This is a genomic window from Sphingopyxis witflariensis (assembly GCF_002205635.1).
GTDB lineage: Bacteria > Pseudomonadota > Alphaproteobacteria > Sphingomonadales > Sphingomonadaceae > Sphingopyxis > Sphingopyxis witflariensis.
Window position 1 is genome coordinate 126,004 of sequence record NZ_NISJ01000011.1, and the last position, 19,392, is coordinate 145,395.

Here is a 19,392-nt window from a genome sequence, read left to right on the forward strand (position 1 = left end):
CCTTTAAGAGCCAAGATGTCAGATCATCTAGACTCATTCAGATAACTCTGCGCCTTTGGGTTCAGATAGGCCCATCGCCTTCAAGAATGCTTTCCGGAATCCTTCCGCAGATGGAAGCGGGATGCACAGCATCTCTATCTCAACGTGGTCGAGCTTCTCCAATTTGAGACGGTTACCGATGTTCTTTTTGATGTTCTCAATCCCGTTGCGCGCCGCGGCAGCGATCTCGTCCGCAACTCCCTTGCTGCCTCCGGAAGGATAATAATCCGCATCGAAGCCGATCAGGGCGATGCCACAATATTGCACCCGCCGCGACTGCTTGGAATCTCTGTCGAAGTAGAGCCGGAGCGCGGCAGTTAGTTTCGGATCGTTGAGGTCGGCCTTATCGCTTAGCAGGATTAAATCTTGCTCTCGTTCCGCGTTCTCGTGTTCCGGCTCGACCAAGAACGGAGCGATAGAAGCCAGGCAATCTCGGATCGCATCGGTGGGATTGCCATAGATTTTGGACTCGCCCCAAAACAACTTGAGAATGCCGTCGTCTGAAACGCCCGCATAAACGCCATCTGCTCCATGATAGTGCATGCGCTTGTCTGTTTTGAGGTCCATTTTGCAAAGGATTTGGGGAAGCTTCAAGAACCTCTCGGCGAGCAAAAATAGAAGCATTTCGCCGCCTTCGCCTGTGTTGGCCAAGTCAGTGAAAGAGCGCTTCGCTTGTTCATGGAGGGCGGCTACAGCATCAGAGCTGTTATTTCTGAAGTCCCGCTCCCTCGCTTTAGCCATCTTCGCGCGCGGGATCGCGTAATTGGCCACCGCATTGCGCATAAACTCAGCGAGACGCTGCGGCTGCACCTGCCCGTTTGCGTCAACCGTCAGGCAGTGACAGTGAATTTTGACGACGTGACCGTCAATAACGACATCGCGCTCGACCAGCTCCAGGTGAACTTCGAGTGCCTCTGGGTCGCCGGTAAGAGCGGCGTTCAAGTCTTCAGATGTGATCCCGGACAGTTTTTTCTCTCCTGCAATTTATATGTCGACAATGATCTTGCTGTGATTACGACATTAAATAAAGTGGGTGCCATCACATTCTTCTGTGCCGTCGCGAAGCACTTTGCAACGGCTAGCCGGGTTGATCAGCGCGCTTCGGAACCGCAACATTCGCTTGTTTTCCGACTACCGGGCTCGTGATATTTGACCCGTGCCGGCAATCAGCAAAGCACGCTCTGGCCAATCTGCCGGTTTGGAGTTCCTCAATGACCGCCACTTTCAGCGATCTACTTCTGGAGTATGGTATTGCTCCAAATAAAGTCGCGCTTCTCCGCCATCACACACCCACTCGCGGCTCTTACGCGGCAAGCATCGCAGATCTTTGGCGCGATGACCCAGAGGGCTTCTTTCTCTACCAGGATACTCAAAAGGAAAATCGCCCGATCTTTCGCAACCGGAAGATATGGGCCTCATTCGTCTCTCCGACCGCAGGCGAGACGCTTTTTGTTGGGCTATTCGACGCGAAGTACTTGAAGACGGGAGTGGCGGATTGGACCTGTCCGTATCGCGGCGACCAGCCCGGTGAAGGACAGCCTGTTGACCGCTTTTCCACGCGACTGCGGAGCGAACTGTCCGAGCAGATTGGGAAGCTCCGCGTTGATTGGCCACATTCCAATCTCCGGACTTGGAAACGCAAAGCTGAAGGACTCCCTCTGCCGGTGGTGCCATCGACATTAGTCCGACAGACCCGACTTCCGTTAAATGATGCGGCGCTAGTCGATGCGTTGGCGAGGCTCGGTTTTGAAGAGCGCAACCGCACCAGCAAGGTAGTGCAGATGCAACGCGGCGATCTCGTCATTTACGTGAAGCGGAAGACCGCCACTCGGCCCTTGGTCGTTCACCCCGGTTTCCTCGACGTGGCGGATAGCCTTCGAGCTCTAGGCGTCATCACCATCGAGCCGCCTCGAAGCTATGTGAATGCCCACCTTCGCGAATTTCCGGAATACATCGCACCACTTCGCACGACGGTCGGCCGTCACGGGTTTGCTCTCGGCGTCACCGACAGTAATCTGGCCGCTACGATTGCGTTATTGGAGGACGCAAGCCGCCTGGAGACTGACGACGGCACAGTCCGCCTGGTGGCGCCCGCCGAGGCCCCCCTGACGGAGAAGGAGCGCTTGCAGGCCGCAAGGATCGGTCAAGGCGACTTTCGAAACGCCCTCGTCATCGCTTGGGACGGAACGTGTCCGCTCGCTGGCGTTGATCATCTTTCCCTCTTGCGCGCCTCCCACATCAAGCCGTGGCGGAGTTCCACGAATGCCGAGCGGCTCGATGCCTTCAACGGACTCTTGCTCGCAGCTCATGTAGACGCCTTGTTCGATCGAGGCCTTATTTCCTTTGAAGACGATGGAACGCTGCTCATCTCGAGCACGATTAGCCAGAATAATCTCGACCGATTGGGGATCGTACGTGGAGCGATGATCTCTGGGCTCGACGCACGCCACGGGACGTACCTCGCTCATCATCGCACCCATTGTTTCGTCCCATAGCGCGACATCGGAATGAACACATTCGCCCACATCGCATTGGACGACCGTGACGAACCCCTGACCTTGGTCTGGCCGGCGACGGGCAACCCCGCAGCGTTCCTGCATTTTGACCGCGCAGAAGCATGGAGGGCTTTCATCGCTGACCTGGGTATAGATCAGCGCATACCAGCGATCACCCAGCAAAAGTTCGCGCGCGCCCAGACGCTCTACCTGCTGGGCTGGATCGACTTCAGCCTGGTAAAGGCCGGCGAGCTTGCGGCACTAATCGCTCTCGAACTGGCAGTCATGGACCGATATGGCGGACATCTGTCGAAGAGCAAACGCGGGTTCGCGGCGCTGCTCAAGTACATGGTCGAGGTCGAGGGGCTTACCGACAATGACATTCCCATGGTGGTGCGTTGCGGCGGAACGGCGATCGGGCAGCTCGTCGGCGACGTCAATCCTACACTTGCAGAGCGACGGAACGCGCTCGCCCACGGCGACCCGTTCGACGGTCTCCCGACCGGCGGCCTGCTTGAGCTGGTCCGCGACCTAATCAACTTTGCCTATCGAGACTACATCGCCGAGGCGGCATCGCTAGGAGCGTCGGCATGATCCCCTTCCGTTGGAAGAACTGCTTCGCCGACGTAATGACGAGCAAGCATGATCTTACGATTCAATCCTATCTGGACGACGTAATCGTGCCGGCGCTCGCGACGCTCGACGCCAAGGTCGCCGAACTCAGTGCGAGCGACTGGCCCGGCCATGAATTCGCTCAAGCCGATATGAAAGCGATGAAGAGCGAGGCCATCTTGGCCTTCGGCTTGTCGATTCAGTCTATTTGGGAGCGGCAGCTTCGCGTGTACCTACGCGGCTGCGCGAACGAACTGCGCCCGGAGGATCCCACCGCCGGCCAGGTCGACAAGGCCAACTGGCGAGACCTGCAAAAGTGGTTCAGGAAACTGCGCAGCATCGAGTTGAACGAGTTTCCGAGCTTCGCGCTGCTCGACACCCTCCAGCATCTTGGCAATGTGTGCCGCCACGGCGACGGAGGCTCGGCCGTCGAACTGCATCGGCGCCGACCCGACCTGTGGCCTGTGAGCCCACTCGTGCGGCCCATCCTTTGCGAGCGGCAGATAGAACCCGCTGCGCCACCTCTAGCAGGCTCGATGGAGATTCCTGTCACCGCCCTGAGCGAGTTTGTCGCCGCGATCGCCGCGTTTTGGCGGGATGTCGAATACATCTACAATGAGAGCATCGAGCGGAAGCACGAGAGCCTCGAAGCCCATCTGGTCAAGCAGCGAGCGGAGCGCACTTGGCTTCCGCAAGCGCGCGACGCTGCCTTCTGATGGGCGCAAGCGCAGCTATGATCGCCGGGGTGGAGGTTCTCTGGCGCATTCCCCGGCCGGGACCCAAAAACCTGCTGAGTTCGTTCACGGGCGGGCTGGGCTGCAGAAGATGTCGACACCACAGCGAGTGCCTGCGAGAAACCTCGCCCGCAGAGTTGCCGCGGGAATCGTGAAGTTGGCGTTGCAGGATTTCCGGCCTCGCGTCGATGTCTCGTCGGACCTGCTCGGTCAGGGCGCACCGCTTCTGTAGAGCCCATCGAAAGGGTGAGACGTGGCAACAATAGACAAGGCAACGGCAGCCGAGCGATTGGTGGTCTGCGCGATCATAATGGCGGAACGTGGCGAAGATCCATTGGCAATCCACGTGATCGCGGCGTCGGCGCTGCAGGTGTTGCGCGACCTGATCAAGAAAGCCGGCGACGATTATGTCGAGCAGGTGCTCAAGATCGGGGCTTTCACGGTAGCCTCGGCGCGAGTCAACGGCGAGTCGGTCAATCTCCCCTCTAACGCGGAGATGGACGCCGTTGTCGACACGGCAGTCAACGGCATCAAAGCCGGCACGGTGACGCAGGCGGCCGACCTCGTCATTAACTTGAATGCTGCGGGCAGACGCGCGCTGCTCGACAGCATCGTGAAGCCATACAATTTCTTAAAGCATGCTGACAACGATCCGCTCGCCACATTGGACGAGACCGACATCGATCCCGACCATGTGATCGGGCACGCCCTGTCGGCGTTGACGATGGTCAGCCCGGGCAAACCTCTTCCGGACACGATCAAGCCGTATCTGGAACGCCGGGATCTACTGGCGCCGGAACAATCGTCGGAGGCACAGGCATAAGACCGACGCGATCGGCACTTCAAACGGCTCAAGGCCGGGGCTGCTTCCGATAGCGAAAGCCACGGGTCGTCTTCTTTTCAAAGACAAAGCCCGCCCACTCAAGGTCGGCCGGGATGAATTCATCGTGGGCCAGCATGTAACGCGCGTCGCCATGTAGGAATTGTGTGAGGTACTGTCGATTGATGACATGGGCGATTTCGGGCGGAACGGTGCTTGAGCTAAAGCCTGACGGACCGCCCGCGATGATGAAGGCGCCGTGATGCTGATCGAGCGTCAGCCACCAGGTTCTAAGCGAATTGAACATTGCGCCGAAGATCGATTGATGGCCCGGGGATGAGATCATCAGTGTGGGATTCGTCGAGGTTCGCAGCGGGATCGGCGTCTGGCATACCATCACGTTGATCGCGGCGGCATCGTCTGGGAGCATAGTGTCCGTCGCACCCGCCCGGAACATTTTATGCGCAGCGCCGGGGTCCTCGGCGAGCCAGGCGTGATAGTCGCGCTCCTCATCAGTAAGCTCGTCTTCAAGCTCGCCTGCCCGGTAACGCGCGTGCTGGCTTTCGATGAACCTTAGCGTCGCCAGGTTTCGGCGCTGCAAGTGCCGGGCGAAGCCGTAGATCGGAAATCGGTCGGATTCATCTAGGGTCGCCGACTGGCCACTGGAGACCTTGCGCCAGGTCCTACCCCTGGAGAATGGCGTCTCGATCGCCTTGTTGATGTCGCTTTCGATCGAAGCGCCCACGCCATCGACTTCATAGTTGTGAAGATGATCCTCATACCCGATGCCTTCAATCGACTTGGGGTCCGCGACCACCACATTGCGATGACGCTCAAGGGTCATGACCTTCTTCGGGTCGGTCGGGCAAACGAACTGCCGCATGTAGAACTGTGGAACGTAGTGATGCTTCTTGGGCTCGTTCGACACTGTGTCAGACTCCGTCAATGAGGCATGCGAGCTAAGCGCGCCGAGTATGCGATCAATGCGACGCTCCCGCACCTGCTGCGCCCCGATATTTATCGGCCAGCCCCTTGACGAGGGTCTGTTGCTCATCGGCTCCGAAATTGGCGGTGATAAAGGCGTCCTGAGACAAATCAGTCGCTCCCACGAAGATCGATGCATGCCGCACCACGGCCCGATTGTGCCGTGCAATCAGATCGCGCGACGGCAGACCTTTGATGGATCGAACGACGTCGGCGTTCGTCGCCGCCACGAACAACTTCCGCGGGGCGATGGGCAGCGTCATGAACCCTTGGTCCGCGAAAATGCCGGCGGACCCTTGCTGGAGGGCAGCGTCCGAGATCAGAAACTCGTGGCTTTCCTTTGTTTCGATCACCAGGCACGGCATATTGTTTAGCCTCAGCCCGTTCTTCGGATCGTCGATCATCTTGCGGAGGACATCCAGCGACGCCTGATCGGCGAAGTCCGGGTTCATCATCGCGACAAGCTCTTCGAAACGTTCGGGATAACCCTCCTTTCGTATCTCTCGGTAGCGGGCGTGGATCGATTCATCCGGAGCCGCGAGGATATGGGCCATCGCCTGCTTGAAGTAACCGAGGCCCTGAGGCGTCCGAAACCACTGAGACATGATGAATCGGCTCCATGCGCTACGCTGTTTCCGCGTCAGCGTGCGGAGCTTTCCTGCCAGGATGAGTTGATGTGCCTCGGCTGCTTGGTCGTCTAGCCTCGACATGAAGTGCTGCTCAAACTGCTGCGCCCTGTCGGGGGGCAATCCGGCAGTAATGTAAAGATCCTTCTCGTAGCCGATCTCAGCCGGCGCCACGAGCTTGCTGACGATTTTGCCCGGCCGCGGCTGCAAGAAGCGCCAAAGCTTGCCGTTCGCAACTGCCCACTGCGCAAGCTGAAAGCGCGGGATATAATGATGCTTGGCAGGGGGATTGGCAGACATCATTTACCCTCCACTTAGCCAACTGGGAGTATTCCTTACGTCGAAACGGCATATCAACTTCGTACAATTCAACTCGAGACTATAGCAATTGCGCTTTGTCCCAAACAGCTTACGTCTATCAAGCGACGCTCGACCGAACGAATGGCAGGTATAAGGTTCGTATTCTGTTGAAAAACTCCCGCTTGCAATGATGCGTGAGTGCTGATTCACTTGTCCCGTTGTCGGGAGAAGTCTGATGATGGGCGAGCGAACGGTGATGCAGGAGGCGCTGTTTTACAGCTTCAGCCTCGAGGACCATGTTCCGGCGGATCACCTGCTAAGATCGATCGACCGGTTCGTGGACCTGGGTGATTTGCGCGAGCATCTGCGGCCCTATTACAGTGAGACAGGCCGACCCTCGATCGATCCGGAGCTGATGATCCGGATGCTGATCGTCGGCTATTGCATGGGGATCCGTTCAGAGCGTCGGCTGTGCGAGGAAGTGCATCTGAACCTGGCCTACCGCTGGTTCTGCCGGCTCGGGCTGGATGGCGCGGTTCCTGATCACTCGACCTTCTCGAAGAACCGGCACGGCCGCTTCCGCGACAGCGATCTGCTTCGCGAGTTGTTCGAGATGACGGTGTCGCGTTGCATGGCGGAAGGCCTGGTCGGTGGCGAAGGCTTTGCCGTCGATGCGAGCCTGATCCGTGCCGATGTATATCGCCGGCGATCAGTGCCGGGGGACGAAGGTCTGCCGCCCGACGTGACGGGCCGCGCCGTTCGCGAATATCTGGAGGTGCTGGACGATGCAGCGTTCGGCGGTTCGACGCCTGTCCAGCCGAAGCGGATCGCGCTGACCGATCCTGCCGCCCGTTGGACGGCGGCCACACGTGAGGGGGCCTTTTACTCCTACAGCACCAATTATCTGATCGACCTCGATCATGCGGTAATCGTCGATGTCGAGGCGACGACCTCGGTGCGGCAGGCCGAAGTGACAGCGCAGCGCAGGATGATCAATCGGATACAAGAGCGCTTCGGCATCTGGCCGCATCGGCTTGTAGCGGACGCAGCCTATGGTTCCGCCGCGAACCTGGCGTGGCTGGTGGAAGAGAAAGGCATTGAGCCGCATATCCCTGTGTTCGAAAAGTCCGGTCGCAACGACGGAAGCTTCGAGCGGGCCGACTTCACATATGACCATGACGACGACAGCTATATCTGCCCAAGCGGCAACCGATTGCGGCGGTCCAATCGTAACTTCAGCACACCGCGGACCGGGATCGATAAGGATGGCTCCATCCGCTACCGCGCGCGTCAGCACGACTGTGAGGGCTGTGCCCTGAAGCCGCAGTGCACGCCCAATGCGCCTGCCCGCAAGGTTACGCGTTCGATCCACGAAGGCGCGCGTGACATGGCTCGCGACATCGCCACAACCGACGCCTATCTTGTATCGAGCCGAGAGCGAAAGAAGGTCGAAATGCTGTTCGCCCACCTCAAGCGAATATTGAAACTGGACCGCTTGCGTCTGCGCGGTCCCAGTGGCGCCCGCGACGAGTTCCATCTGGCAGCAGCAGCCCAAAACCTCCGCAAAATGGCAAAGATCATCCCGATGCAGAGCCGCGCCGCCGCCTGATCAAGATAGAAAGGTCGCTCGTCTCCGTTCCGCTGCAATGCTCAGCTTCACTCCGGGCGACTTCTTCAACAGAATAAGGTTCGCATCGAGGTCCCCTGGGAGGGCCGCAATGAGGCGCAAAGCGGAAGCGTCCGAGAGGAGACTAGATCGACCCGCGTGGGCTGGTTGGGCTCCTAAACAGCGGGTGCCTTAAGGGGCGATTTTCCCAAGATGAGCGGCGCATTGTTGTTTGTCCGAGAGGCAAGCGCATCCATTCGCCTGCGCACCCGCGTCGCGATGTCCCCCGTGCAAATCCGGCCTTCTGCCGACCTTAAATGCAATATGACGCCCATATATATTATGTCTTCTATAGCCAAAAAATAGAACATCTGAAAAAAATCACTCATCGGCTTGGGAGAACCTGCCGGCCATCCTAAAACCTAGGGTCGGCAAAATACAAATGTCCGACGAGATTGAATTTTGTCTCGAGGGTGTAAAAATGAAAAATTGGATGGAAACGAATGATGTACTGCTGGACCAGTATTACACACGTCAACACGTAGCACAAAAGCTCTATCGATCTTTCCGGAAATTCTGCAATCCAGAGCGATACCAGCTAGTCGAGCCGAGCGCCGGTACGGGATCGTTTTTCATGCTGATGCCCCAAGGGAGCTTGGCGTTTGATGTTGATCCAAAGTTCCCTGGCATAGTTACAGCTGATTTCCTATCTGTTGAAATCCGCAGCGAACGAGAGGTGGCTGTGGTCGGCAATCCGCCGTTCGGCCGGAGTGCCAGTATGGCAGTACGCTTCTTCAACCATGCTGCATGGCAGGCGAGTGTCATCGCACTGATATTGCCGCGAACCTTTCGGAAGGCTTCCATAGAAAATCGCCTCGATCGTAACTTCCATCTAATCCACGAGGAGACTGTGCAGCGTGACGCGTTCCTATTCAGGTCCAAGCCGTACGACGTACCGGCTATATTCCAGATCTGGGAGCGTCGCGATGAGCTGCGAGAGTTGCAACATGTCGCAATCCATCACCGGGATTTTAGCTTTACGACGCCAGATCGAGCCGACTTCGCGATACAGCGCGTCGGTGCGCGAGCAGGCCGCGTGCACCGAGACTTCACGCGGAGTCCGTCTTCCCACTATTTCATTCGAGGCGAGGTGGAGCCAATAATGAAACGGCTCAACTTTACCAGGGTCGCGCTCAACGTGGCGGGCAATCCGAGCTTGTCAAAGTCGGAGATCGTGTCGCTCTATCGCCAATTGACCGGGAGGTAAGCATTTCCCCGAAAAGCCATCATCTGAGATCTCCGCTTCCTTGGAGACATTGGCTCCTCGAGTCACACGGTTCGAAATTAGAGAATGCCGTGTTTTGCGGGCGAGGCGAACCGCATGCAAATCATTCTGGTAAATTGTCGCAGTCAAAATGGGCCTAACAGCCGATTTCAGCGGTTCAGAGGATAGAGCGAGCGAAACGTCGTCACACGCATCGTAGAGCGCATGCCGGCGCGCAACAACTTCCGATCTTCCGACGACGCGGTCCAAGTCGCTGGGACTTTGCGGCCGTTAAGCGCTTCCACGATCTGAGTGTGCCTAGCTGCCGACAGCCGGTCGGCGATCCGGACGATGAGCAATGCAAACAGGCGCGGTATTTCGCGCATAACGAGGGCCGTGACATACGCAGCAATGACTACAGCAGTTGGTTCAACGATAAACATTCTATTTTTCTCCTCCGATCTTCAGATCACCCTCTCCGCTCAATTTCTCTCCTGTTCTAGTTTGAAGGAATCCCTATCCGATCCTTCTGAAGCCATAACAGGCACTGCGATATTCAGGGTGTTCGGCACCGGGCGTTGCCCGTGCTCGGTGCCCGGTGCCGGCACGATCTCACCGAGATTTTTGCGCCGTCGCCGCCATGACATATTCGGGCGGGACGATTCCGGTCCGCTCCCACCAACGCTCGGCGAGGCGCTTGCGGGAGTTGTCCGTCCGCAGCCAGTTCTGGCGAACCTTGCCGTAATCGCGATGCTCCGGGTCATATCCTCGCAAGGTGATGAGGAAATGCACGTGCGGTGCGATTTCCGGCTGCTCATCGCTTTCCGCTTGGTAATGGATCGCCCAGTCCACGACCATGCCGCGGGCCACGAGATAATCCTCGGCAAAGCCTTCGATCAGATTGCGCCAGAAGGCGAGGTCCTCATGGCGCGGCAGGCTGCCAACGCAATGCGCGATTGTCGGCTCGTCGGGCCGATACCGGACCGCATTCTCATCCGCTTGTGCCCACAGCGCGATTCCCCCCAGCTTGGGGCCAGCAGCGCGGGCAGGAGCACATCGGCCCGCCGCCGCCAGGTCGGGGCGCGACGCCCAGTTCGGCGTCGGACCCCATTCATCAACGCTATTCTGGCGGTTGATGTAAGCGTAGCTCGCCTGCGCCGTGCGGTGCGTGCGCAAGAGTTCAGGCGTATATCGGCTTGAGCGTTCCCGGATTACATAGCGGGTGTTGAACGGTCGGATGTTGTGGATGGTCGTCATTTGGTACGTCTTTCTGTAAAGGACAAAGGGACCGCATCGCTGCGGTCCCCTTGCTGAGTTCATGTGTGATGGAGGGATGGCGAGAGGGCGCCGCAGCGGCTGCTGTGCGCCGATTCACCGGATGTTTAAAGCTGGTCGCTAGACCGTGCCCTGACGGGCATGAAAGCGGCCCATCGCATGCGAAGCGTTGTGCATATGCACGCTCGCAGGCCTCGCTGCTCGCGCGACCCGAGCAGCGAGGCCATTTTGTCTTTCCATGGTGGGCTTACGAGTTACGCTCGCTCAGGCGTGGAACAGCCCGTCCTCGAAGCTCACCCACCGCGCGGTCTCGTCGCCCGCAGCAAGCCGTTGTCGATAGTCGCGATAATGATGCGCAAACGAGTCTGCGCGGCGGATTGGGCGTGAGTTCCCGATATCGGCGAGCGCGGCTGTCAGATACTCGCTGGCATCGATCCAGTTGCGCAGGGCCAGCATCGTCTCGAAGAAAGGTTCCGGTCGCGCGCTGCGGAAGGCTTCGATATGCGCCCACAGCATCAGGCGTGCGGTCGCCACGCGAAGCGCATGGTCTTCGGCTGCCGCCGACGTGGAGCGCGACCAGGCAAGCTCAATGTCCGCATCGCCGATCTCGGGCATCGGGATCGAGAAGCGGCGGCACGCTGTTCGCTCATCGAACCCGTGTTCACCCATTGCGGCGGGATCGATAGCCGTATCGCCAAAGCAAAGTTCTGCAAGAGCCGGCTCGACGAAGAAGCGCCGGCTCATCGCGTCCATCGCCAGCGTCATGCGATCAGCGGTGGACACGATCTGGACCGCGCCCGGCAACAGGGTCTTGTCGAGCAAGTGCGGCAATGGGATTTCCGACTTGCGCGCGTCGGAGACGCAGATCGTGTTGATCCAGTGATGACCATCATCTTGATCGACCATCGTCAGGACCGCCGCCGCAACCGGCCTGCGTGCCAGCGCCGGATGCTCGTCTGGTATGTCGTTGACGGGAATGCATGCCAGACCGATCACCTGCAGGCATTTGGGAAGTTGATACTCGTTCACGATATTCTCCTTTCGGAGGATCAGGGATCCGAGACAGAACTCCTGCCTCTTTTCCTTTCACCCTGTTCCTCGCTTCCCGCGTCAGCGTCTCCACCGCTCGGCGGGCGCGCAGCCGCGTCCCGCTTTTCCATCCGGCGGACATGCGAGGTCGTTCTGCGGCTGCGCCGCAGGGGTGGTCGTCATTTATGGGTGGCAGGTTTTCTGGCAGCCGGTGATCGGCGGCGGCGACCGCCGGTTAGTCGCTTCCCCATAGACTGGTACATGACTAGAAGACCGACGTTACGCCTGTCGTGTCGACGAAACGTACTATGGGGATCAATCCGATCCGCGGCTTGCTTCTTCAGCGACTTCGGCCAAGGCTTCGCGCTCGTCACAGGCGATGACCGGATCACGCCCTCGTCCCCACGTGTATTCCTTGAGCACTTTGCAGAAGCAGCGGATGTCGGTGTCGAACAGCCACATCGCAGCCCGGCACGAGGTGCAAGCGGGATCGGGCGTCAACGTCACACCGGATGCCGGATGGCTGAGTACTGGGCTGACATGATCATCATTTCGCCGCAGGGTTTGGAACTGGCTTGGCTGGAAAATATCGTTGGTCGGCACTGCAATTCTCCTTGGTCAACGGTAAATTCGGTCATCGCGACCAATCAGGCGGCGACTGCCCTCGTGCCTGTTGCATGGCGGTTCTCGGCTCACCTGGCTTGATCGGCCCCGACCCGCGATCGGCATCGGTGTATTTATGCGGACCCGCGCGGGCGACGCTTGGGTCACGTTCGCGGTATTCTCCGGGATCCCAGTCCCAGCGGGCCAGCCGCTGTGCGACGAGCGCCCGGACCCGGCGACGCAGGCGCATATGCAGCCGATATCCATCCGAAGCATTGACCGGGGATGGTGCTACGTCGCGGTCGATGGTGCTCGCCCTGTCGGCCTCGGGGCTTGGGTCCGCAGTATGGGATGCAACATTTTGTCCGCGACCTGCAGCAGCATCGATGGCCGCGTACCAGCGCTCAGCACGCCGCGAACGCTTGCGCACCGGTTCGGGCTGCGCGATCGGCCGTGCTTGAACGGGGATCCCGAGTTCGGCGCCGAGCCGTTGAGCTTGGCGAATAAAGTCCTTGCCGCCAAACGCAGCGACATCTCCATGACGATCCCTTGCCACCAACAGCGCAGCCCGAAGGGTCGCATCGGAAGTATTTTGGAGCCAGATGCGGTTTCCGCGCTCGACGAATGCAGGTTGCCTAAAACCCTCTTCGATGGACCAATATTGGGTGGCATTCCCCACTTCGACTGACCGATAACCTCGCAATTCGCGCCGGCCCGGTTGGCTTGGCGCCCAGCCCAGGTCAAACGACGCATCGTTTCCCTCGAGCGATGGGAGGTCGATAGCCGCGGGATCCGGAAATTCGTCGATTTCAGCGCGCAATTGGCGCAGTGCAGTGATCCGGGCATCATATTGCGCTCGAACGTCGGCGATCCGAGATTTGAACATTGATGAGACCGCTGACTGAAGCGCGCCAACCCCGATGACCGCAGGGTCGGGCTCAAGCGCTGCAACCTCGGCGCGGCAAATCCGACGCTCAGCTTCCAGCATCGTCACCGCGGCCAATTTTTCCGCCATTAGCCGAGCGATGCGTTCTTGGATAATACCACAAGCGTCGGCGCGATGCTGGTCGCGTGTCGCCCAAGCTCCCGCCCTTTCCGGGTCGATGATGCGTGGAATGAACTGATGCTCCGGCGGTTCGGGCGCCGTCCAGGGGCCCCATTTCTTGATCAGCTTCGGCATGCTCAGCTTTCGGTCCACGACCGACATCTTGACGTGATGAAGGCCGTCCGCGCTTCGTAACTCGCCGCCCGACCCAGTCTGAACCGCCATCACGCCGTGCTCGGCAAGTGCCGTCTGGGCATCGCTCCAGTTCTGGGCGGCATGCAGAAGTGGTGCGAGTTGCTTTTGGGCAAATCGCGTAAATGACTCGACGCCGCTTTCTTCCTCCCATTGCAGGGTTTTGAGCGAGGGCGAGGGATGCTTCGCTTTATCGGTCTTGGTTTCGATAGGCTCGACCCGGCGAACGTTGTGGGCATCGGCTACATAGCGGGCTCCTGGTTCCGGTCTCAGTCCAAGCTCATATTCCAACCGGGCACACGCCCGCTGCATTGCTTCATGCGACAAACCTCCAGGACCAAAGGGAGTCGCTCGCCCTTCCTGGTCGAGCGTTAGGACCAGCAGATGCGGATGTAGATTGTCGGTGTCGCCATGCAGGGCCCATAGGATCAGTGCGTCTGTGCAATCGAGTTCTTCGGCCAACACCATCGCAATCCGGCTGCAGGAGTTGCCATCAAGTATTTCATCGCCATGCACCGACGCGATCACATGCCGCGCCGGCTTCTTCGACCGCGAAGAGCGCAGCGCAAGTCGGCGTTCCATTTCATCGCGAGCGGCGGCCCAATCCATGTTTTGCCCTCGGGTGAGGCCGCCAAGGTCGATGACGCGTTCTTCCGGTGCGCCGGGCGACTTGTCGGTCAACAGATAATGGGCAAGATCCAGACCAAATTCGTGTGCCTGGCCATCACGCTTGGCGATTTCCATATAGCGGGCGAGCGACCGCGCGTGGCGGGATCCCGCCCCGCCCTTTTCTTTCGCCGGTTTTTCGACAATGACCATCGTCGGGAGATGGAGGCGCTGCATGGCGCCGCCAATCTAATCTTCCGTAACAATCGCCTACGGCGTGGAACTGCTACTGACTTGAACTAATTTGCCATGGCTGCAAGAAGCGAAGCGCCGAGCAGCCGTGGCGTCGGCTTCACCTCTCAGGTGAAGCCCCATCCTGTGTCAAATAAATGGACCGGTATTACGCTGCGCGTCAAAGCGCAATCGCACCTAATCAGCTGGAACGCGACGTGATCGTGGGGGTCATGTCCAAACATGACATAACATAACAAAGCAGTGCAATGATCCGGCAGGAGGCTCGTATGGTCAGCGACGGCATAAGCTTGCTGACACCGGGTTCGATCAACCCATCGACATCACCACGTCAGTAGTCAGGTTCCGGCATGCGAGCGGCTTTGAGGCGATCTTCAGTGCCGCGTATTCGGGCGATGCGTTTTAGCCAAGGGGTGATGTCTTTCGCTCCCAAATAGGCGTCGGCATCGTCGACACCATCGAAACCGAGCGCCTTGGCATAGGCCTCGCTAATGTCCCCATATTTGGTGGAGTGTCGACTTTCTACGATGCCCCGGGGCGTCGCCTCGGCGCGTTCGAACTTCCTCACCGAGCTGATGCTGATCCCGACCGCCTGTGCAACATCGGCCATTGAACGTTTTCCGATCCAGCGCGCAAGATAGCAGCGATAATTGCGCCATCCCCCCGGCGCGTCGCCTAGACCGGCTTCTTGAGGCAAATGTTTGCCCAACACCTCCTCACGCAAAAGAATATCGCGAAATGCGCGTGACATTTTGCGTTGGCCGCTTTCAATTCTCGAGATTGTCTCCCGGCTGTAGCCAGTCCGCCGGGCGAGCTTGGCCTGTGTCAAATTGCACGCTTTCCGGGCCTTTCGTAATTCAGTCTCGGGTTCGAACAGTCGCATTGAGTATAACTTTCTCTAAAATTCCGCATGCCGATGAGACCGCAGATTAATCCTGACTAAAAAAATATGTGACATTTTGCATTTTAGTCAATGCCGCCAGACTAAAATGCAGGAATGAACACATCATCGCCCCTACCAAAGCCCGCAAGCGCGGCGCTATCCGATGGACGAACGACGTTACCTCAAGGCAAGCGTACATTGTTTGATGCCGCGGCCATCGAGACGGTGGTCAATGCTCAGCGCGAGGCAGACGTCCAAGATCCTCCCCAGCGGCGCGTCCCCCTTATGGGCGTCATTCGAACGGCAGCGCCGTTAATCCTTATTCGCCGTGCCAACGGCTGGACCGACGCGCAAATCGTCGAATTCCTGCATGAGCTTGGCGTTGCAATCTCGGCAGAGACTTTGCGGGTGTACCTCAGCCGCCTGCGCCGCGAAAATCCGGAAGAACCATCCATGGAGATGGACCAGATCGCGGAGCCGGCTGACGAAATGGATCCGCATGCCGCGGCAGCCCCGTCCGATCCCGCGCCGCCAGATAAACCGCCTGAGATCGTCGAACCACCGTCTGCCCAGGATGAAGCCATCCTGACGCCGCCCCAAACTTCATCAGCGTCCAAGGCCAAGACGATTGAGACCCCGTTCAAGCCGGGCATCGATCTCGATGAAGAAATCTGATCCGAAACGAAGGAGAAATGCAAATGACGACCAGAGGCATAAGACGCCGCATTGCAGTCATCGGCGCCAAAGATAAGGGGGGCGCAGGCCTCAGCACGACGGAGACCGCGCTAGCGACCGTTTTGCGGGCCACTGGCGAAGGTCATTTCCGTGTCCAGATCGTCGACGCCGACAAGGCCAATGGCTCTCTGACTCAGCGTTTGGGCGAGCGCGATGACTCCGGCAAACTGCTCGCTGAGCAGGATCCCTATAAGGGGATTATCAAGGCTGATCTGTTCGATCGCGACGGCGCCCGCCCAATCTTTCACGCGATAGAATCAGATGCCGAATTTGTAATCATCGATACGCCGTCAGGGTCGCTCGATCGCTTCGGATCCCTGTCTGAATCGCTGACGGCCCGCGATCTTGTCGATCATATTCGTCACAATGATCGCGAGCCGATCGTTCTTGTCCCGTTTGGACCGACCGTTGCTGCTATTCGTGGCGTTGGCAAGGCGATCGATACCTTCGGCGAGGTGTCCTATGTCGGGGCACGCTATATGGCGGGAGTGCGCGATGACGACTATCGGCTCTGGTCGTCCGATCCTCTCACCAATTTTTATGGCCGCACGGTCGGCGGCAACGTCCGTCGTAAGTTCGAAGAAGCAGGCGGTCAGGTTATCGACATGCCACCCGCCCCCATGCGGCCGTTCGCGCTGGCGGAGGCGCTGAGCCTGACATTTGCCCAGTCCGCGACTCATGTCGGTGGCGATTATGAACAATATGACCGGCTCAACATGGCATCATGGCTCAACAAATGGGTTCGCGAGTTCCAGAAGATCGAAGACCTGCTGGGCCTCGAAGGCATCGAATGGAGGCCTTTCTGATGAAAAAGCCCCATATCGATCTGCAAAATCTGTCCTCTACCTCGGCGCGAGAGCTGCTCGAGAAATATCTGTACGGCAGCGGCGACGTCGAACTGATCCTGCGCTTCGCCGAAGAACACAACCTTGAAAAGGACAATCTCGTCTGGCTGTTGACAGGCATATTGAAGGTCGGGAGCAACCTCGTGAACGATTTGCTGAGGGCTACCCAATACACGGGAGAGGTAATTGCAGTCGCGGAAACGCAGCGGCGGACGAGTATGCAGGACGCTGAAGAATTGGCGGGTCGACTGGTAGCTCAAATTTCTACCGCCGCCAGTCAGAGCGCCGGACAACTCGACATGCGGATTGCAAAAATTGAGCGGCTGGGGCGCGACGTCAGCCAACTTGCCGCCCACTTTGCGTCGGCGTACGGGGAATTCAAGTACACGCGTGATTCATTCCAAAAATTCATCGAAACGGAAATGCGCGTATGGGCCATAGAGTTTCTCGCACGAGCCCGCGAGCAGCTCAATCCGCAGCCCTGGAGGCTTTATACCATTAGCGCAGTCCAGACTGCGCTGATCATCGGCCTGTTCATTTGGCGATGATACTGATTGCCCACCTTGTCGCCGTGAAAAACCGTGCGCCCCAAGCCTCGGCGCATGTCGATCTGCCACCCTCAAAAAATTAACGGCGCGGTCATGTGCCATTGGAGCCTAACGCAATGAAAATGTGGTATAGACATGAGGGCAGGAGCAAAGCGTCCAAGCTCGCACTTGAAATACTTGAATATGTGGATGAGCATTTGAGGGGTTTCGAGTGGCGTCCCCGAATTACATCGATCGGTATAAGGGCAGACTGCGGTGACATTTATGACTTCGAGGTCGAGCTTGAATTCTCCCCGGGCGCATTTGTCGTTGTTCGATATGGCGATTGCGACGACACAGAACGAGGAGGGATATGCACCGACAGCGATGCGATCGGTCAGGCTATATTCGCCGTGTTTGAGGACTTTCGCGACAGAGGGATAAATGTTCTCTCCGCAATGCTTTATGACGCCCGCCATGAGGCACTGAAGACGCTTTCGACTTGGTCAGGAGGCGCAACGCATGCCGAACTAGTAAAACCGCGGCTGTTGAGAGACGAGTGGTGCGGAAGACAAGAATACCTATCAGATTTAGAATTTCGAGTGCTTGATAATAGACTCAGCCCTTCTGAACTCAATATTGTTGCAGACCATCCAAGTTTGCTGAACGCGAAGCTCAAAACGCACAGAGAACTTATGGACTTAAGATTTTCCAGGAAAACCGAACTGGCGCGCCAAGGAGCGGACGGGTCGATCGACCAAATCGCAATCAATGCTATCGCGCAGCGATGTGATATCGCTGACGGAATAAGGTGGGTCGCCAATCGGACTGTTGAAGCACGTCATATTGATTTGTACTTGTATGTCCGAGACGGACACATTGGCTGCGAAGGTTACGACGCGCAAAATTCCAATTTTCACTGGAATGGTAGCTCGCTCACGTTGTGGAATTGCACCCTTCCCGAGATCGCGATCAGCCAATTGGCGGGTCAGCCGATAACTCGCTTGATCGAGCATCCCATACTGTCCAGCGACATGATCATCACTGAAGCCAGTTCGATAGAAATTGGCGATCAACAGGCCATCCAGGTAAATTTCGACCAGCCGAAGCGACTATTTTGCAAAGTGTCCGGTCGTTCATGGTGAACATTTATATGGAAGGTCCCTACATCCAGTTTAGCATTATCCCAACAAGATCGCTGCCTTGCCGGGTGATATAGATTTCGCTTTCGACTTGTTCTGAACAGCTTCCTTGCCGAGACATCCCTCCGGAGAAAGCTGTCATGTCCTACGCGAATACAGAAGCTCCGTCATCGCGCGGACACGCTCAATTGGCCGTCGGCTCGACGACATGATAGACCACGCTCAACGGCCAGCTTGCATCTTCCCCGCGACGAGCGATCACCGAGCCAGGCCGCCCGCTCCGACGATGACCGACAACAAATGGCTTGTCAGCGCAGACGCGCCCTTTCGGTAGGCGATTTCACCCCAATCATCCCAACGGTGCACCCGCCCGGCGAGCCAGGCGAAGAGATCATCGCGCGAATTTGCATCGGCTGATCTGCCCCCTTCTGAGTGGTCCAAAATTGATGATATTTTGGATTACGAAGGAGACAAGGTATGCCGAGCAAAAAGCATCGCCCGGAAGAGATTATCGGCAAGCTGCGTGAAGCGGAGGTTGTGCTGGCGCAGGGCGCGACGACCGCGGAGGCGTGTCGGCGGATCGCGGTCAGCGAGCAAACCTATTATCGGTGGCGTAAGGAATATGGCGGCCTGAAGACCGATCAGGCACGTCGGATGAAGGATCTGGAGAAGGAGAATGTGCGGCTTCGCCGTGCGATCTCGGACCTGACGCTAGACAAGCTGATATTGCAGGAGGCCGCCCGGGGAAACTTCTGAGCCCCGCGCGCCGAAGGCGCTG

19 protein-coding genes and 1 pseudogene are annotated in these 19,392 nt (G+C 58.1%); 11 read left to right on the forward strand and 9 right to left on the reverse strand.

What is annotated here, in order from left to right:
• Positions 1-33: 33 nt before the first annotated feature.
• A complete protein-coding gene (locus CDQ91_RS17365; protein WP_201791916.1) occupies positions 34-981 on the reverse strand; it encodes a HamA C-terminal domain-containing protein in 948 nt (315 codons plus the stop codon).
• Positions 982-1,250: 269 nt separating this feature from the next.
• Between CDQ91_RS17365 and CDQ91_RS21585 the strand changes: the two genes are divergently transcribed.
• From CDQ91_RS21585 to CDQ91_RS17385, 4 genes are all read left to right on the forward strand, one after another.
• The gene (locus tag CDQ91_RS21585; RefSeq protein WP_088473958.1) at positions 1,251-2,534 is read left to right on the forward strand and encodes an HNH endonuclease; all 1,284 of its coding nucleotides are present in this window, start codon (positions 1,251-1,253) and stop codon (positions 2,532-2,534) included.
• 12 nt (positions 2,535-2,546) lie between these two features.
• On the forward strand, positions 2,547-3,128 hold the full coding sequence (locus CDQ91_RS17375; RefSeq protein WP_088473959.1) for a hypothetical protein: 582 nt from the start codon (positions 2,547-2,549) through the stop codon (positions 3,126-3,128).
• Positions 3,125-3,862 (forward strand): hypothetical protein, encoded by a 738-nt coding sequence (locus CDQ91_RS17380; protein WP_088473960.1) that lies wholly within the window; start codon positions 3,125-3,127, stop codon positions 3,860-3,862. The genes CDQ91_RS17375 and CDQ91_RS17380 overlap by 4 nt, the downstream gene beginning before the upstream one ends.
• A gap of 271 nt (positions 3,863-4,133) precedes the next feature.
• Complete coding sequence (locus CDQ91_RS17385; RefSeq protein ID WP_144036811.1) at positions 4,134-4,703, forward strand: hypothetical protein; 570 nt, start codon at positions 4,134-4,136, stop codon at positions 4,701-4,703.
• A 28-nt stretch (positions 4,704-4,731) separates the two neighbouring features.
• On the opposite strand, the gene CDQ91_RS17390 is transcribed toward CDQ91_RS17385, so the two are convergent.
• A complete protein-coding gene (locus tag CDQ91_RS17390) occupies positions 4,732-5,628 on the reverse strand; it encodes a DUF4238 domain-containing protein (protein WP_158213716.1) in 897 nt (298 codons plus the stop codon).
• A gap of 52 nt (positions 5,629-5,680) precedes the next feature.
• The gene (locus CDQ91_RS17395) at positions 5,681-6,613 is read right to left on the reverse strand and encodes a DUF4238 domain-containing protein (RefSeq protein ID WP_088473963.1); all 933 of its coding nucleotides are present in this window, start codon (positions 6,611-6,613) and stop codon (positions 5,681-5,683) included.
• 232 nt (positions 6,614-6,845) lie between these two features.
• Between CDQ91_RS17395 and CDQ91_RS17400 the strand changes: the two genes are divergently transcribed.
• Together CDQ91_RS17400 and CDQ91_RS17405 are read left to right on the forward strand one after the other, a co-directional pair.
• Positions 6,846-8,219, forward strand: a complete 1,374-nt coding sequence (locus CDQ91_RS17400) for a transposase (protein ID WP_088473964.1) — start codon at positions 6,846-6,848, stop codon at positions 8,217-8,219.
• Between the two features lie 439 nt (positions 8,220-8,658).
• Complete coding sequence (locus CDQ91_RS17405; protein WP_237246030.1) at positions 8,659-9,483, forward strand: SAM-dependent methyltransferase; 825 nt, start codon at positions 8,659-8,661, stop codon at positions 9,481-9,483.
• A gap of 167 nt (positions 9,484-9,650) precedes the next feature.
• Here the strand turns inward: CDQ91_RS17405 and CDQ91_RS17410 are convergent, their stop codons facing one another.
• The 6 genes from CDQ91_RS17410 to CDQ91_RS17430 form a co-directional block, all read right to left on the reverse strand.
• Positions 9,651-9,923 (reverse strand): hypothetical protein, encoded by a 273-nt coding sequence (locus tag CDQ91_RS17410; protein ID WP_088473965.1) that lies wholly within the window; start codon positions 9,921-9,923, stop codon positions 9,651-9,653.
• A 169-nt stretch (positions 9,924-10,092) separates the two neighbouring features.
• A complete protein-coding gene (locus tag CDQ91_RS17415) occupies positions 10,093-10,737 on the reverse strand; it encodes a MobA/MobL family protein (protein WP_088473966.1) in 645 nt (214 codons plus the stop codon).
• A gap of 282 nt (positions 10,738-11,019) precedes the next feature.
• Positions 11,020-11,784, reverse strand: coding sequence for a hypothetical protein (locus CDQ91_RS17420; RefSeq protein ID WP_088473967.1), 765 nt, complete (start codon positions 11,782-11,784; stop codon positions 11,020-11,022).
• 315 nt (positions 11,785-12,099) lie between these two features.
• Entirely contained in the window at positions 12,100-12,387 is a 288-nt protein-coding gene (locus CDQ91_RS21070; protein WP_144036812.1) for a hypothetical protein, read from the reverse strand.
• 31 nt (positions 12,388-12,418) lie between these two features.
• Complete coding sequence (locus tag CDQ91_RS17425) at positions 12,419-14,467, reverse strand: relaxase/mobilization nuclease domain-containing protein (protein ID WP_088473968.1); 2,049 nt, start codon at positions 14,465-14,467, stop codon at positions 12,419-12,421.
• 346 nt (positions 14,468-14,813) lie between these two features.
• Positions 14,814-15,365, reverse strand: coding sequence for a helix-turn-helix domain-containing protein (locus CDQ91_RS17430; protein WP_082665166.1), 552 nt, complete (start codon positions 15,363-15,365; stop codon positions 14,814-14,816).
• Positions 15,366-15,563: 198 nt separating this feature from the next.
• Between CDQ91_RS17430 and CDQ91_RS17435 the strand changes: the two genes are divergently transcribed.
• The 5 genes and pseudogenes from CDQ91_RS17435 to CDQ91_RS17460 all read left to right on the forward strand — a co-directional run.
• Complete coding sequence (locus CDQ91_RS17435; RefSeq protein WP_058803333.1) at positions 15,564-16,040, forward strand: hypothetical protein; 477 nt, start codon at positions 15,564-15,566, stop codon at positions 16,038-16,040.
• Positions 16,041-16,057: 17 nt separating this feature from the next.
• Positions 16,058-16,906 (forward strand): hypothetical protein, encoded by an 849-nt coding sequence (locus CDQ91_RS17440; protein ID WP_058803334.1) that lies wholly within the window; start codon positions 16,058-16,060, stop codon positions 16,904-16,906.
• Entirely contained in the window at positions 16,906-17,493 is a 588-nt protein-coding gene (locus tag CDQ91_RS17445) for a hypothetical protein (protein ID WP_144036813.1), read from the forward strand. The genes CDQ91_RS17440 and CDQ91_RS17445 overlap by 1 nt, the downstream gene beginning before the upstream one ends.
• Positions 17,494-17,609: 116 nt before the next feature.
• Positions 17,610-18,617 carry a hypothetical protein gene (locus CDQ91_RS17450; protein WP_058803336.1) on the forward strand — a complete coding sequence of 336 codons (1,008 nt, stop codon included), beginning with the start codon at positions 17,610-17,612 and terminating at the stop codon, positions 18,615-18,617.
• A 474-nt stretch (positions 18,618-19,091) separates the two neighbouring features.
• Positions 19,092-19,392 (forward strand): annotated as a pseudogene (locus CDQ91_RS17460) (transposase); the annotation flags it as partial.